This window comes from Vibrio splendidus (assembly GCF_003345295.1).
GTDB classification, from domain to species: domain Bacteria; phylum Pseudomonadota; class Gammaproteobacteria; order Enterobacterales; family Vibrionaceae; genus Vibrio; species Vibrio splendidus_K.
This window is the reverse complement of the sequence record NZ_CP031056.1, coordinates 1,160,005-1,174,801: the sequence shown is the minus strand read 5'-3', so window position 1 is coordinate 1,174,801 and position 14,797 is coordinate 1,160,005. Positions and strand designations below refer to the sequence as shown.

14 protein-coding genes are annotated in these 14,797 nt (G+C 43.8%); 4 read left to right on the top strand and 10 right to left on the bottom strand.

What is annotated here, in order from left to right:
- Positions 1–55 precede the first annotated feature (55 nt).
- Complete coding sequence (locus DUN60_RS20895; protein WP_200909004.1) at positions 56–1,027, bottom strand: diguanylate cyclase; 972 nt, start codon at positions 1,025–1,027, stop codon at positions 56–58.
- Positions 1,028–1,158: 131 nt separating this feature from the next.
- On the opposite strand from DUN60_RS20895, the gene DUN60_RS20890 reads away from it, so the two are divergent.
- On the top strand, positions 1,159–1,596 hold the full coding sequence (locus DUN60_RS20890) for a DUF3069 domain-containing protein (RefSeq protein ID WP_004731036.1): 438 nt from the start codon (positions 1,159–1,161) through the stop codon (positions 1,594–1,596).
- 451 nt (positions 1,597–2,047) lie between these two features.
- On the opposite strand, the gene modC is transcribed toward DUN60_RS20890, so the two are convergent.
- From modC to DUN60_RS20870, 4 genes are all read right to left on the bottom strand, one after another.
- A complete protein-coding gene (gene modC / locus DUN60_RS20885) occupies positions 2,048–3,154 on the bottom strand; it encodes a molybdenum ABC transporter ATP-binding protein ModC (RefSeq protein ID WP_054546842.1) in 1,107 nt (368 codons plus the stop codon).
- Positions 3,151–3,849 carry a molybdate ABC transporter permease subunit gene (gene modB / locus DUN60_RS20880; protein ID WP_114635327.1) on the bottom strand — a complete coding sequence of 233 codons (699 nt, stop codon included), beginning with the start codon at positions 3,847–3,849 and terminating at the stop codon, positions 3,151–3,153. Before modB ends, modC begins: the two co-directional genes overlap by 4 nt.
- Entirely contained in the window at positions 3,850–4,608 is a 759-nt protein-coding gene (gene modA, locus DUN60_RS20875; RefSeq protein ID WP_114635326.1) for a molybdate ABC transporter substrate-binding protein, read from the bottom strand.
- 191 nt (positions 4,609–4,799) lie between these two features.
- The gene (locus tag DUN60_RS20870; RefSeq protein ID WP_114635325.1) at positions 4,800–6,266 is read right to left on the bottom strand and encodes a cobyric acid synthase; all 1,467 of its coding nucleotides are present in this window, start codon (positions 6,264–6,266) and stop codon (positions 4,800–4,802) included.
- 280 nt (positions 6,267–6,546) lie between these two features.
- Between DUN60_RS20870 and DUN60_RS20865 the strand changes: the two genes are divergently transcribed.
- Both DUN60_RS20865 and DUN60_RS20860 read left to right on the top strand, forming a co-directional pair.
- A complete protein-coding gene (locus DUN60_RS20865; protein ID WP_114635324.1) occupies positions 6,547–6,951 on the top strand; it encodes a YgiW/YdeI family stress tolerance OB fold protein in 405 nt (134 codons plus the stop codon).
- 99 nt (positions 6,952–7,050) lie between these two features.
- Positions 7,051–7,575, top strand: coding sequence for a hypothetical protein (locus DUN60_RS20860; protein WP_114635323.1), 525 nt, complete (start codon positions 7,051–7,053; stop codon positions 7,573–7,575).
- Between the two features lie 148 nt (positions 7,576–7,723).
- On the opposite strand, the gene DUN60_RS20855 is transcribed toward DUN60_RS20860, so the two are convergent.
- The 4 genes from DUN60_RS20855 to DUN60_RS20840 form a co-directional block, all read right to left on the bottom strand.
- The gene (locus DUN60_RS20855) at positions 7,724–9,331 is read right to left on the bottom strand and encodes an ABC-F family ATPase (RefSeq protein ID WP_114635322.1); all 1,608 of its coding nucleotides are present in this window, start codon (positions 9,329–9,331) and stop codon (positions 7,724–7,726) included.
- A 324-nt stretch (positions 9,332–9,655) separates the two neighbouring features.
- On the bottom strand, positions 9,656–10,342 hold the full coding sequence (locus DUN60_RS20850; protein ID WP_054546836.1) for a putative ATP-dependent zinc protease: 687 nt from the start codon (positions 10,340–10,342) through the stop codon (positions 9,656–9,658).
- Between the two features lie 11 nt (positions 10,343–10,353).
- Positions 10,354–11,538 (bottom strand): amino acid aminotransferase, encoded by a 1,185-nt coding sequence (locus DUN60_RS20845; RefSeq protein ID WP_114635321.1) that lies wholly within the window; start codon positions 11,536–11,538, stop codon positions 10,354–10,356.
- A 210-nt stretch (positions 11,539–11,748) separates the two neighbouring features.
- The gene (locus tag DUN60_RS20840; RefSeq protein WP_114635320.1) at positions 11,749–12,585 is read right to left on the bottom strand and encodes an AraC family transcriptional regulator; all 837 of its coding nucleotides are present in this window, start codon (positions 12,583–12,585) and stop codon (positions 11,749–11,751) included.
- Positions 12,586–12,706: 121 nt separating this feature from the next.
- On the opposite strand from DUN60_RS20840, the gene DUN60_RS20835 reads away from it, so the two are divergent.
- A complete protein-coding gene (locus DUN60_RS20835) occupies positions 12,707–14,134 on the top strand; it encodes an MATE family efflux transporter (protein ID WP_114635319.1) in 1,428 nt (475 codons plus the stop codon).
- 140 nt (positions 14,135–14,274) lie between these two features.
- Here the strand turns inward: DUN60_RS20835 and nrdG are convergent, their stop codons facing one another.
- The gene (gene nrdG, locus DUN60_RS20830; RefSeq protein ID WP_114635318.1) at positions 14,275–14,745 is read right to left on the bottom strand and encodes an anaerobic ribonucleoside-triphosphate reductase-activating protein; all 471 of its coding nucleotides are present in this window, start codon (positions 14,743–14,745) and stop codon (positions 14,275–14,277) included.
- Positions 14,746–14,797 lie beyond the last annotated feature (52 nt).

Here is a 14,797-nt window from a genome sequence, read left to right as displayed (position 1 = left end):
TCCTAGCTAAAACGCCAGTAAAGTATAAATTCAAATATCTCAAAGAGCTCGCCAACTAACGAGCAAGCTCCAAAATGTTGCGTTGTATGAAGGTATTTCTGCCACTTTGTTTCGCTTGGTAAAGCGCTTGATCGACCTTTTCGTAAATAGAGGCGATAGATTCTCCCCCATCAGGCACAAATGATAGTACACCTTGTGACGCTGTCACTCTATCAGATACCGTTGAGTGCTCATGAGTGTAATCCATTTCATGCAACGCTTCTTTTATACGTGTCGCCTGCAACATAGCAGCATCGCTGTCTGTGTCACTTAGGATAAGAACAAACTCTTCACCGCCGTAGCGACCGACAAACTCTCCCGCACGCACAAAAAGCTGCTTCAAGGTACCGGCAAGCCCTTGCAAGCACTTATCCCCTTGAATATGACCGTAATTATCGTTGTAAGGCTTAAAGAAGTCTACATCAAGAAGTATGACAGTCATGGGTATCTTACGTCTTCCGTGCCACGCAATGCTCTCTTCAAGCTTAGTATCCATATATCGACGGTTGTACAATTTAGTCAGGCCATCTTCATTGGCTTGTTGCTGCAGGAGGATATTCAGTTCTTCGAGCTTGGCGGTACTCTGTTTTAACTCTCGTCTCATGTGTGCAATACGCTGCATCGCAATCAACTTAGAGTTCAAAACAACTTTGTTTACCGGTTTGATTAGATAATCATCACCACCAGCATCAATCGCTTTCGCGATCATCTCCGGCTCTTCGTGACCACTCAAAAAGATGATGGGAACCCATTCTGGGAATTGGCCACGAACCTCATTAGCCACTTCAAAACCATCCATGTCTGGCATGCTAATATCAAGTAATACGAGTTCAGGATCAAAATCAGAATAAACATTCAGGGCTTCTTTTCCGCTACCAACAGCTTCTACAACATGACCCAATTGCTTGAGTCGAATAGCGAGTTGCATCCTGTCTAGTTGAACGTCATCAACCAGCAATATGCGCATCGAAGATCCCTTTTCTATCATCACATCACCTTTATCTAGTGTTGAATATTCAAAGTAGCTCAAATTTGGGCTTAAATCATGCCCTAATCTCTATATTATATTGACTTTTTTACAGATCTTTTTAGCATTGTTTCTTTTTAAAGAGAAATACTATGTCAGACGCTACAAACAACGAAGTACAAGAAATCGATTTAACCACTATCTCACCAGAGCTTCGCCAAGTTATCGAATTTGATGAAGTGCCTAAAGAGATGCACAACATGGTTACTTCTATTCATGAGGTGTCTGAAGAAGCAGTGCGTGAAACTTGGAGCAGCCTTCCAGCAAGCGCACAAAATGTTTTAGACAACTTTGAGCAATTCCACGCTCTAATCTCTGTTAGCCAAGCTTTCGCTGGTGTAAACATGATGGAGGAGTTCCCTACTCTTAAACTTCCAGAAGGCATGTCTGATGAAGAAAAAGAAGAGTACCGAGCTCAACTGCTTGACCAAATTTTACATAACTGTGTAAAAGACATGGCTAAGCAAATCAAGAAAGCGCGCCGTGATGCTATCTTGAAGCGTGATTTCAAAGAAGTTTTCATCCGCTAAGCTATTCATCGCACCTAAATTTAGGTTGAATGTTTAACGAAAACTTAATGATTAAGCCGTATGTTATTTAAAACATGCGGCTTTTTTGTGCCTGCAGCTTTTTCTGTTCGTTGCTTGAGAGCTTCGCTCACAATATCTTTGTGTTTTTTGCCACTGAAGCTCTTGTCAGTGTCGCTTTTGACATTCTACAAATAAGTAATATGCCTTAACACTCATACAGTGTGGCGTAAAGCTGGCAGTTATACCGTAAAAAAATGACGCATGTATCCATTCATGGAATCAAGATCAATATTCATATCACGGACAAGTATTCATATTGCAGACAAACAGTAAGTATCGCAAACAAGCAGTAAGCATCACTGACAAACGTTAAACCCGCTGAAAAGCAGTAAACATAGAAAAGACAATGATCGAACTTATCTCACTCATTGCCTCAAAGGTCGCGCCTGAATCAGTGCGTGACGGCAATATCTCGCTGAGCGACACTCACGCCTTTAATTTGAGCGTAGACTTGCTGACCGATTTCCAAACTCAACTCGTCCAGAGCCCACAAGGTTATGGTCGCCCACAAGTAACAACCAGGCTCTAGCTCCAGCTCTACCGCAACACTCTGCTTATTTGAGCCTTGCTGGTGCGTCTCTACGCTTTTAATGGTCACAGGAAGGATATTACGTATCGAAGTGCCTTGCGGCTGTTCTAGCGTGATAGAGACATCATTTGCCCTAACTTGTAACCTTACTGCGGCCCCAATGTCGCTCGACACCTTCTGAACCCACAACGATGTCGATTTGCCAAGCTTCAGACGAGATAATGCATAATCGTCATTGTGTTCAACCAACGTCCCCTCAAACAATGAGCTTTGTTCTGAGAATGATTGCCACGGTTGCATGGCTCTTGAAGCCCACACTTCTTCTGTCACGCCCGACGAAATGACTTTGCCTTGCTCGATGATCACAAGATGATTGGCCAAGCGTAGAATCTCATTAAGGCTGTGCGTCACGTAGATGATTGGAATATTCACTGTTTCAGAAAGGTTTTCCAGAAACGGCATCACTTCACGCTTACGAGGTAAGTCGAGAGAGGCCAATGGCTCATCCATCAACAAAATACTCGGCTTAGACAGCAAAGCACGTCCAATCGCCACACGTTGCTTCTCACCGCCAGACAGGCGAGCTGGATAGCGATCAAGCAATGAGTCCAAAGACAACAGAGAAACTATTTGCTCAAAGTGCGCTTTGTCCGCACCTTTCATACCGTACTTAAGATTCGCCGCAACTTTCATGTGCGGGAACAATCGCGATTCTTGGAACACATAACCAACGTTGCGTTTATGGGTTGGCAAATTAATGCCATTACGACTATCAAACAGAGTGGTGCCAGATACGCTGATCAAGCCTTTGTCTGGCTGTTTAAGGCCACTGATCGCATTGATAAGGGAGGTTTTACCCGCACCAGAACGACCAAAAATCGCCGTAATTCCGCTACTCGGTAACTCTAAATCGATATCAAAAAAGGTTTCACCAAGCTGTTGCTGATATTGAAGGATCAAAGCACTCATGCATTCCCTCCCAAGCGTTTTGCTGACTTTTTGTTGAGCCACTCAGATAGCATTAATGAACCAAGCGCTATCACAATTGAAATGACACACAAACGCGCCGCTTCCATTTCCGCGCCAGGGGTTTCAATAAAGGTATACATGGCCAATGGAATGGTTTGAGTTTCACCGGGAATATTTGAAACGAAGCTGATGGTCGCACCAAACTCACCTAGGCTTCTTGCGAATGAAAGCATGGTGCCAGTAATGATCCCTGGGACCATTAAAGGTAAAGTGATGGTGAAAAACACACGAAGAGGTGAAGCGCCCAATGTGGCAGCGGCCTCTTCCAGTTTACTGTCTACGGTTTCTAGACTCAGACGAATAGAGCGAACCATCAATGGCAGCGCGACAACAACACACGCGAGTGCCGCGCCCTTCCAGCTAAAACTGAATACGATACCAAACACGTCATTAAGCCAAGAGCCAATAACGCCTTGTCTGCCCATCATCACTAGCAACAAATAACCGATGACCACAGGTGGAAGTACCAAAGGCAAATGGACAATACTTTCTACAATGCTTTTACCCACAAATTGTTTCTTAGCAAGCAACCATGCTAAGCCGATGCCGATAGGAATAAGCCACAAGATGGCAAAACCAGCGACTTTCAAGCTCAGCATTAAGGCTTGGTATTCGTATTCCGATAAATACATCATTTAACGCACTTCAAATCCAAAACTGTTCAAGGTGTCCTTCGCTTTTCCGCTATTTAGGAAAGTATAAAACTCTTCTGCGACGACTTTATCGCTCAATTTCGCTACAGGGTAACGTATTGGCGTATGTAAATTTGATGAGAACGTCGACACGAGGCTCACTTCTTTAGAAAGCAACGCATCGGTTTTGTAGACAATGCCAAGCTTAGCTTCACTACGCTCTACCAAGGCCAATGCCATACGAACATTGTTACTTGGTGCCAATCGAGTCTTCACATCATCCCATACACCTAACGTTTCTAGCGCTTCTTTCGCATAGATACCCGCAGGAACCGACATGGTGTTGCCAACCGCAAGTCTTTCATTCGTGAGTAGTTTAGCCCATTGGTCACCGTTTGAGAGATCCAACGATATTGGCGTCTCTTTCGGGGAAATCAGCACCAATTCGTTTTCGCACAAGTTTGTGACATTGTCACCAGAAACCAATTGACGATCCACTAAATGCGTCATCCATTTTTCGTTTGCCGAGATAAAGATGTCTGCTGGCGCCCCTCTTTCAATCTGTCTCACCAATGACGATGTGCTGGCATAAACAGGGACAATATCGACTGAATGTTCTTTCTCAAATTCTTCTATCAACAAATTAACCGCGTTAGTCATCGACGATGCGGCATAAACTCGTAGCTTTTCTGCCGCCAAAAGATGACTAGAACTCAATGCCGAAGTTAAGGCGATGGTTAAAAGGATGACTTGCTTTTTCATTGTGATCACTTATCTATTGTTCGTTTCAGTTCTTGAGCTCGCTTTTAAGTCAGACTCAACGGTTTAACGTAAGCTCAAGCTATTAACGCAAGCTAAAAGCTTTTAACTCTGACTGAAGCTTTTAACTCTGACTGAAGCTATTAAGTCAGACATAAGCTTTTGAATTCAGGCTAAAGCTTTTAAATTCAGACCTAAATTGTTAATTCCGGCCAAAGCAAATCAAGATTTAAATGCTCTTCGATGGCATCAGCGATTCGATTGATACCCAGCTCTTTAAGCTGTTCATGGTCAATCGCTGTTACATCGTTGGCTCCTGCCCATTCGCAAATAAGCGACAACGCATCGCTGTTATCGAATACGCCATGCAGGTAAGTACCAAAAATCGAGTTATCTTGATTCACAGCGCCATCAAGGCTGCCTGATTCTAACTGAACCGGTAATACTATTTCTTTGACATCAGTCCTACCTACATGGATCTCATACCCTTTTACTTGTGCTGTTTTACCATCAAGTGTCATGGTGCCGCGCACGTTTGTTAAGGTTTTCTGTTGTGTTAGCGTCGTTTCAGTATCGAGATATCCTAACCCTTCGCTGCTTCCTGGCTCACCTTCAACGCCATCTGGATCGTGGATGATATTTCCTAGCATCTGGTAACCACCACAAATACCCATCACTTTGCCGCCCAAGCGTAAATGACGCTGAATATCTTTATCCCAGCCTTGTTGTTTTAGGTAATCCAAATCTGCTCTTACCGATTTTGTACCCGGCAAGATAATCAAATCGGCATTGTTTACACGTTCACCTTTACCGACATAACGTAAATCAATGGAAGGATTAAGTCTTAACGCGTCGAAGTCCGTATGGTTGCTGATTCGGGTTAGCACTGGCACCACCACCTTAAGCTTAGCTTCTCCGTCAGACTCTTGGGCTGAGGTAATGGCATCTTCCGCTTCTAGGTTAAAACCATGAAGATATGGCAATACACCAATCACTGGCTTGCCGGTTTTCTCTTCTAGCCAATCAAGTCCAGATTGAAGTAGCGCGATATCACCTCTAAAGCGGTTTATCACAAAGCCTTTTACGCGAGCTTGTTCAGATTCAGATAACAACTCTAATGTGCCGTAGAGGTGCGCAAAAACGCCACCACGGTCAATATCGGCAACGATGATCACTGGGATGTCCGCTTTCTCAGCAAATCCCATGTTCGCAATATCATTTTCGCGGAGGTTAATTTCAGCTGGGCTACCCGCGCCTTCAATCATCACGCTTTCGTATTCTTCAGAAAGTCGGTCAAATGAGTCAATAACGGTATCCATCGCCACTTTCTTGTAATCATGATAGCCCGTAGCTTCCATATTACTGATCGCTCGGCCTTGCAGAATCACTTGCGCGCCAGTATCTGAATTGGGTTTTAGCAATACCGGGTTCATGTGAACAGTAGGTTCAATGTTACAAGCTTGCGCCTGAACCGCTTGAGCGCGACCAATTTCGCCGCCATCTTTTGTCACCGCACTGTTTAACGCCATGTTTTGTGGCTTAAAAGGTGCCACTTTGATTCCTTTCCTTGCCAAAACACGGCATAAACCTGCCACCAAAACACTTTTTCCGGCATCTGACGTTGTCCCTTGAACCATAAGGGCGTTTAACGGTGATCGCATCTGTACTTAAATCCTTAATTTCTTAATGTTCAATTTATAGCTGTACGCAATATTTCTCTGACTCCATCTTAACGTCATTGCCGAGTAGATGCTCAATAAAATGAATGGAAAATGAATGTGTTACTCACTCTGGATTCAACCCCAGTGTTGTTTAATAGCTCCATCGAAACGAAGCTTATGAACGATAAGCATCGCATCAACAAATAAAACGTACTAACGAAAAGAAACGTTTCAAATTCAGAAAAACGTTTCTACTAAAAACAACATTAAGGGATTCACCATGAAAAAAACTGTATTAGCTATCGCATCTACTATTATCCTTGCCCCTACTTTCGCAATGGCTAGTGACCACCACAGCGGCAACAGCAATACCCACAACAGCAATAGCAAGCACGAGAGCGCTATCGCTTACACAGGGCCGATTGAAACCGTTTCTGTTGCGACGCTACTTGCAGATACAAGCATGTTCGCAGAGCAAGAAGCGATTGTAGATGGCAAGATTGTTCGTCAGCTAAAGAATGATACATTTGTCTTCTCTGATGGGCAGAGTGAAATTCAAATCGAATTGGATGATGATATCCGCCTAGCACAACCGCTAACTGCTGATACTAAAGTACGTATCTTCGGCGAATATGAAGGCGGCAAGACACCGGAAATCGAAGTGGATCATATCCAAGTTCTATAGGCGATAAATACAAAACATACTGACTTCAAATAATTGGCCTGCATATTGCAGGCTTTTTTGTATTATACTGCCGAAAAATACAATTTATATGGAGTCACCATGCTAGGTTGCACGAATAAGACTGTCCTTTTAGGACTAGCTGCACTGTGTTCATTCTCTGCGTCTGCAAACAACTTTAACTACAACACATTCGAGCTACGCATGGGTACTAGCCCTAGTACTTTCGGTGGTGAAGTCACGACAATGTTCACCCAGAACTCACACTTCGTTGCACGTATCGATTCTGAATTTGAAAGCGATTGGGATGCGGCTGTAGGTATGGGATTTAACGGTCCAATTAGTCAATTTGCTGACATTACTGGCCAAATGCTACTGCACAACATTGAACGTAATGACGACAACCACATCAAAACTGAAGTCAATATTGGCTTGAGAGCTTGGTTAATGGCAAACGTGGAAGTTAACGCACGTCTAGGCCAACTGATCGATAATGACGATACGCGTTCAATTGTTGGTGTTGGTGCACGTTTCCACTCTACGGATCAACTTTCTGTTGGCCTTGATATGCGAAACAACGGCACTTACGGCCACCAAATCTTAATGTCTGCTCGATTCGGTTTCTAATCTAGACTTCGTATCTAGGTTTGGTTACTGAGTAATAAATAGCGACATGAGTTAAATAGAAAAGCCCCGAACACATTAATGTTCGGGGCTTTTTTGTTTATTAGTTTCGCTGGCTTTAAGTCGTTCACGCTCTAAGCCAGCGACTTACTTATAAATTAACCATCAGCATCTTTTTCTGGTGGTCTAAGTACTCTTCATACGTACCTTGGAAGCTTACTAGCTGTTGGTCTTTCACATCGATGATGTGGTTTGCTAGTGAAGAAACAAACTCACGGTCATGACTTACGAAGATAAGCGTGCCAGTGTAAACTTTCAACGCATCGTTAAGAGCTTGGATTGCTTCCATGTCCATGTGGTTCGTTGGTTCGTCCATAACAAGCACGTTGATGTCTTGCATCATTAGCTTGCCGAATAACAGACGGTTTTTCTCACCACCAGAACAGTTACGTGCTTTCTTGTTTGCATCATCAGCAGTAAACAATAGACGGCCCAAAATGCCACGTACCATTAGATCATCGTGCTTCGCCGTACGCCATTGTGAGATCCAATCGAAGATGCTCAAATCATTGTCGAAGTCTGTTGTACTGTCTTGTGGGCAGTAGCCTACAGATGCGTTTTCAGACCATTTAACGATGCCTTCGTTTTGCTCTAGCTCTTGAACTAGACAACGTAGCAGCGTGGTTTTACCCACACCGTTCTCACCGATAACAGCAAGACGTGTACCCGCTTCAAGCAGCAAGTTGCCACCAGCAAACAGTGTTTCGCCATCGAAGCCGTGACCAAGCTCTTTAAGTTCAAGCGCTTGACGGTGCAATTTCTTGCCTTCACCAAAATCAATTGATGGGCTCATACGGCTCGATGATTTCACTTCATCAAGCGTGATTTTGTCCATTTTCTTAGCACGTGAACTTGCTTGCTTCGCTTTAGATGCGTTTGCGCCAAAACGGTTAACGAAATCTTGAAGTTCGCTAATTTCAGCCGCTTTCTTAGCGTTGTTTGCTAGAAGTTGCTCACGAATCAAACCAGAAGCTTCTAGGAAATATTCGTAGTTACCAGGGTAAACACGCAGCTCACCGTAGTCGATGTCAGCCATGTGCGTACACACAGAGTTCAGGAAGTGTCTATCATGCGAAATGATGATCATTGTACATTTACGCTGGTTTAGCTCTTCAGCAAGCCAGTTGATCGTGTGAATGTCCAAGTTGTTGGTTGGTTCATCAAGAAGCAGAATATCTGGGTTTGCAAATAGAGCTTGCGCCAGAAGCACACGCAGTTTCCAACCTGGAGCAACTTGCTGCATCAGGCCGAAATGGAACTCTTCTTCGATGCCCGCTTGAATTAGGATGTCACCTGCACGGCTTTCTGCTGTGTAGCCATCCATCTCAGCGAATTCACTTTCAAGTTCAGCGACTTTCATACCATCGTCTTCGCTCATTTCTGGCAAAGAATAAATACGGTCACGTTCTTGTTTTACTTCCCACAGTTTTCTGTCACCCATGATCACAACGTCGATAACGCTGTATTGTTCAAAAGCGAACTGATCTTGGCTTAGCACACCCAGTTTCTCTCCTGGAGTGATAGAAACGTTGCCCGAGCTTGGCGTTAATGCACCACTTAGGATTTTCATGAACGTTGACTTGCCGCAACCATTGGCGCCGATCAAACCATAGCGGTTGCCGTTACCAAATTTAGCAGAGATGTTTTCAAACAGCGGCTCTGCGCCAAATTGCATTGTGATGTTCGCGGTAGATATCAAAGAACTAATTCCTAAGCGTGTACTGACAGATAATTATTAGGCTATTTCAAGAACCTAAATAAGAAGTACGAAAGTATGGATTAAACAAAAATCGAAGCGCGGATTATATAGAGATCTCGATCACGTTGTCGAGGCCAAACCGTAAACGAATGGTAAACATAGACCATTTAGATGCTTTTCATACGTTATTAACGTGTAAATAGAAAAATCCCCACCAGTTGAACTGACAGGGATTCAATTTATCGATACTAAAAATGTTCTAATCTGATCGCTTTTAAAGCTATCTCTCTTCAAGTCTAAAAGCCTTGATTATGAGAAGAACCGTTATTTAGTAATTTTCTTTTGAACGTACTTTTGACTTACATCCACTACCGCAACATCTCTAAAGAAGCTTCTACCCAATAGAATAGGGAAAGAAAGATGCGTTCGGTCTGCTAGCGTAAACTCAGTTTTGTCTTTCAGATCGCCGATTTGAATTGAAGCGACGACAACAGCACGTCGCTGTGTGCCTTCCGCGCTCGACTGCTTGATCTTAACCCAACGCTCTACCGGTAAACTGATCTCTTTGGTTGTGATACCGTCATGCTCAATTTTAAACTTAACCCAGTCTTTTCCGTCACGCTCAAAATCAACGATATCTACAGCACTGATCGAAGATGTTGTTGCGCCTGTATCAATACGAGCTTTAAATGCTTCTTTCAAACCAGGAACAAACACCCACTCTTCTTCACCAAGAATCAGTTTTCCATCATCCGTTTTTAACGGTTTTGCTGGTGGCTTTTCAACTGGCTCAGGTTTAACTTCTGGCTCAGTTGGTTTTACTTCTTCAGGCTTCTCTGTAGGTTCCGTTACTTTCTCGCCTTCAGTTGCTTCAGTCTTTGAAGAGTCATCCACAACAGGTTGTTCTACTTGAGGCTTTTGCTCTGGCTCGACAGGAACTTGAGTCGTCGTCGAACAAGCAAACAGGCCACCACTTAGCATTAAAACTACAATCGCTTTCCAATTATACATTCAGTCACCTTCTATTTCGAAACGTTAGCTATCGCTTTAGCTACATAAGGAATATGGGATTCAGAAAGGCCTGCAATATTGATGCGTCCATCACCAACACCATAGACTCCATATTCTTCACGTAATTGATTCATTTGAGTTTCTTTAAAGCCTAGTACACTAAACATACCTTTATGGCTTTCAATGAAGTCAAATTGTGACGTGTTATAAGTATTTCGCAATTCATCACACAAACTTTGGCGCAGATTTAACAAACGTTGCTGCATTTCACTCAACTCTTGCTTCCAAATCTTCGTTAGCTCTTGATTCTGAAGAATTGTTTTAACCAGAGCAGCACCGTGATCAGGCGGCATAGTGTAAGTTGAACGAGCCAGCGTAAGAAGCTTGCCTCTTGCGTTGCCAACGTGTTCGCTGTTCTTACCGATAACGATCGCAGCACCCGTTCTTTCACGATACAAACCGAAGTTCTTCGAGCAAGATGTTGTGATCAGCATTTCTTCAACGTTGTTAGCCATGTGTTGAAGACCTTTTGCATCTTCTTCTAGGCCGTCACCAAAGCCTTGATAGGCAATATCAACGAACGGTAAGAAACCATTTTTCTGAGATAGTTTGGTGATTTCCTGCCACGCTTCAAAGTTGATATCAGCACCCGTTGGGTTATGGCAGCAACCGTGAAGTAGTACAACGTCTGATGGACCCGCTGTTGATAGGTCTTCCATCATTCTTGCAACATCAACTTGCTTCGTTTCAGGACTGAAGTAATTGTAGTATCGAACTTTTAAGCCTGCCGCTTCCATTACCGGTTTGTGGTTAACGTAGCTTGGGTTTGAAATCCAAACCGTGGTGTCTGGTTGAGAAACTTTCATTAAGTCACCCAACATACGAAGTGCACCACTTGCACCCGGTGTTTGAATCGCGGCTACACGACCCATTGCAGAAGTCCCTTTAAGCAGCAGATCAACCATGCTCTGGTTAAACTCTTCACAGCCTGCTAGGCCAACGTAAGCTTTGGTTTTCTGAGTATCGACAACAATGTCTTGAGCCATAGAAACGGCTTTCATGATCGGTGTTTCGCCTTGGTCGTTTTTGTAAACGCCAATGCCTAAATCGACTTTGTCAGTACGAGGATCGCCGCGGTAAGCGACAGAAAGAGATAAAATTGGATCTAAAGTTGGTTTTGGTAGATGTGAAAACATGAAAGTCACAACCCTTTGAAATTCAAGTATTGAATTTCACGTTAACATTTTCGTACTAAAATCAGAAACATTTTTTAATAGAAGAGCTTAGTTACCATAAGTAATCAGAGATTGGTCATTTTAAGCCAAGATAATGTGAAAATTTCGGGCGTTTAATAACCAATCACAAAATAAACGGGCTTATTGTTAAGTCTTTTATTACGACTTCAATTAGGTGTTCTGTTTGAATTGCCTCGGTGTCACTCCCGACCAAGCCTTGAATCGAGTACTAAAGTTAGCCGCATTCGGGTAACCGACTATCTCGCCAATGTGTTGAATCGACCAATCACTCGACTTCAGCAAGCGTGCTGCGTACTCCATCCTCATACGCATAATATGAGTCATTGGGCTGTGTGAATAATAGCGCTGGCACAAACGATGGAAATGCGGCTCTGAACACGGGAATAAGCCTGCCAGCTCATGAACGTTCCATTCCTTGTGGAGCTGCTTTTGTACGTTGTCGAACACTCGTCTTAAACGAATCAAATTGCGTGATTGTTGCTGTGGGACCGGCGCATTAATCATGTATTCTATTTGAGCCACACTATAATTAGCAATTGCTCCACCCAAATCGATCGGTAAGGCAATGCTTCTCAATAGAGTATGAATGCACGATGAGACGACTTCTGCTGCGGGAGACTGCGTATAACTCACTTCATCACTGACGACATTTTCCCATTGTTTATCTGGCGAGAGAAAGATCCATGCAATTTGCCATGTTTCTTCTTCAATACCAAAGCCATTCTCTATCCCTGCTGGGACAGTAATGCACGAACCCGGTTCTAGAATGTAGCTACACGCCCCACTTTCTAACCAACCCTTTCCTCTCACGGTATACAGCAACATGTGTTTTTGTTGGTTTTTCCGATACACCGAAAAGAAATCACGACACGACGCCGTCCCACACTGAACGATACCTAGCTCTTCGAATGCCAATACATGGCTTTGGTCGACAAACTCTTGATGCGTGTTTTCAGAAATCTCATACCGTTCTTGCTTCTCACTCATTTATCTTTTCGCTCATTGGGTTTGCCTGCAACTCAGTCGCCACGTAAGTAGTTCGATAATTTTGGAAAATAGATAGTTTGGCAAAAGTTTGTGATGAACAGGAACAATACAGGCAAAACAAATGCCGATAAACTTCTCGCATATTAACCACAGGAGAAATGCGATGCTCTCGACATATCGTTATTTGGACAAAGAGTTTTGGCAAAAACTATTACACATTGGTTTACCTGTCTCATTGCAAACCATGTTGTTTTCATTACTAGGCGTGGTCGATATTTTTATGGTCAATCAGCTTGGTGATTCTGCAACCGCCGCTGTGGGCGTTGGCAACCGCATTTTCTTCTTCAACTTGATCATGGTATCGGGGATTAGCGGCGCCGTCAGCGTGCTAGCTTCGCAATATTTTGGTGCGGGTAATTTCAACGGGATTAGACGCACACTAGCGCAATCGTGGGCATTGTCGATTGTCGCCATTATCCCGTTTGTGTTGATTTATACATTGGCTCCTGAATCAGTGGTGTCTGTGGTGGCCTCAGACCCTGATTACGTCCGCTTGGCAACGGATTACCTTTGGATAACAGGAGCCAGCTTAATTGGTACCGCGATAGTAGTGCCACTAGAAAGCGCACTGCGATCGGTCGGCGAAGCTAGGCTGCCCACCAAGATCAGCATCTGGGCGATCATCGTCAATGCGATCCTCAATGCCTTATTGATCTTTGGCTTGTTTGGATTTCCAGAACTGGGTGTGGTTGGCGCGGCAATCGGTACTACGGTGTCTCGATTTTTTCAAACGATTGCCCTGTTTGTTATGGCAAAGAAACACTACACCCACCTATTCCCAACACGAAGCAATTGGCGCGATGCGATATTACCGAAGCATAGAAAGAAGTATTTCAAGATAGCGATTCCTATGTTGATTCATGACACGGCTTGGGCGGGTGGCATTCTGATTTATAACGTTATTGTTGGTCAGATGGGTGTTGGCGAGCTTGCGATAATCTCATTATTATCACCAGTAGAAAGCATCTTGATCTCGGCGTTCATGGGCTTTGCCGTCGCTGCTTCGATCATTTTAGGCAACGAGATCGGCGCAAAGAACTATCAACGTGTTGAGAATACCGCTTGGGGATATGTATTGGTCAGCTGTGGGCTTGCGGCTCTGTTAGCCTTGATGTGCTGGTTTGCTAAACCCGCGATCGTATACATGATCGGCCTTACTCACTTAGAGCTAAAAGACACGGCCGTAAACGTCACCTTAGTCATGGCACTCGGCATGATACTGAGAGTCTTCAATATGGTTGGTATCGGCGGTGTGCTGAAAAGTGGTGGAGACATCAACTACAGCATCTTCATCGATCTGTTTGGCCAATGGGCGATTGGTATTCCCCTTGCCTACTTTACTGCGCTGGTGTTGGGTTGGCCGCTAGAATGGGTTTTGATGATTGTGTTACTCGAAGAGCTAGCCAAAATAGTTCTGACCAGTCAGAGGATTCAATCCAAGAAATGGATAAACAACCTAATCGACGAGCCTGAGCACATTCCTATTTAAACAGACGCCAAACCGACACTTACGTATCGGGCGATAGATTCAAAAGAACTCACACCCAAGGGCTGATTTGTAGCATTGCGCTAACGATGAAGCCCTGTTTCTGTTTACGAGAATACTGAATCAGAACAAACCTTATAAGTTTATAAGTCAGTAAATCGATGAATAATTTGGTTTGAACTACCACGCCAATCTAACATTGGATCCGCTTTATCTTGCTCGAAGCGACCATCAATCAAAGTATCTACGTATTCAAGCACTTGCTTCTGTTTATCATCGAGTTCGTCGAGTTTGTAGCCAGTCCACATCCAGATGTCTTTACCTTCACATTTTGCTTTTACCCGCTGAACAAGCTTAAGCACTTCAGACACGTTTGCAGGATGCAGAGGATCGCCACCAGAAAGCGATAAACCACGACGCTTAATTCGCGGATCATTGAGGTCAGAGATAATTTGGTCTTGTAGCTCTTGAGTAAACAAATGCCCAGAGTCCAATCTTTGTGTCGACTGGTTATAGCACCCGCGACATTGGTGTACACAACCCGACACAAACAAAGTGCAGCGTGTTCCTGGGCCGTTTACAACGTCGATTGGGTGATATTGGTGATAATTCATAAGGCAGTATTGAGACTCGTTATTGCTTAATAGTTTGAAGGAAGTGCTGTAA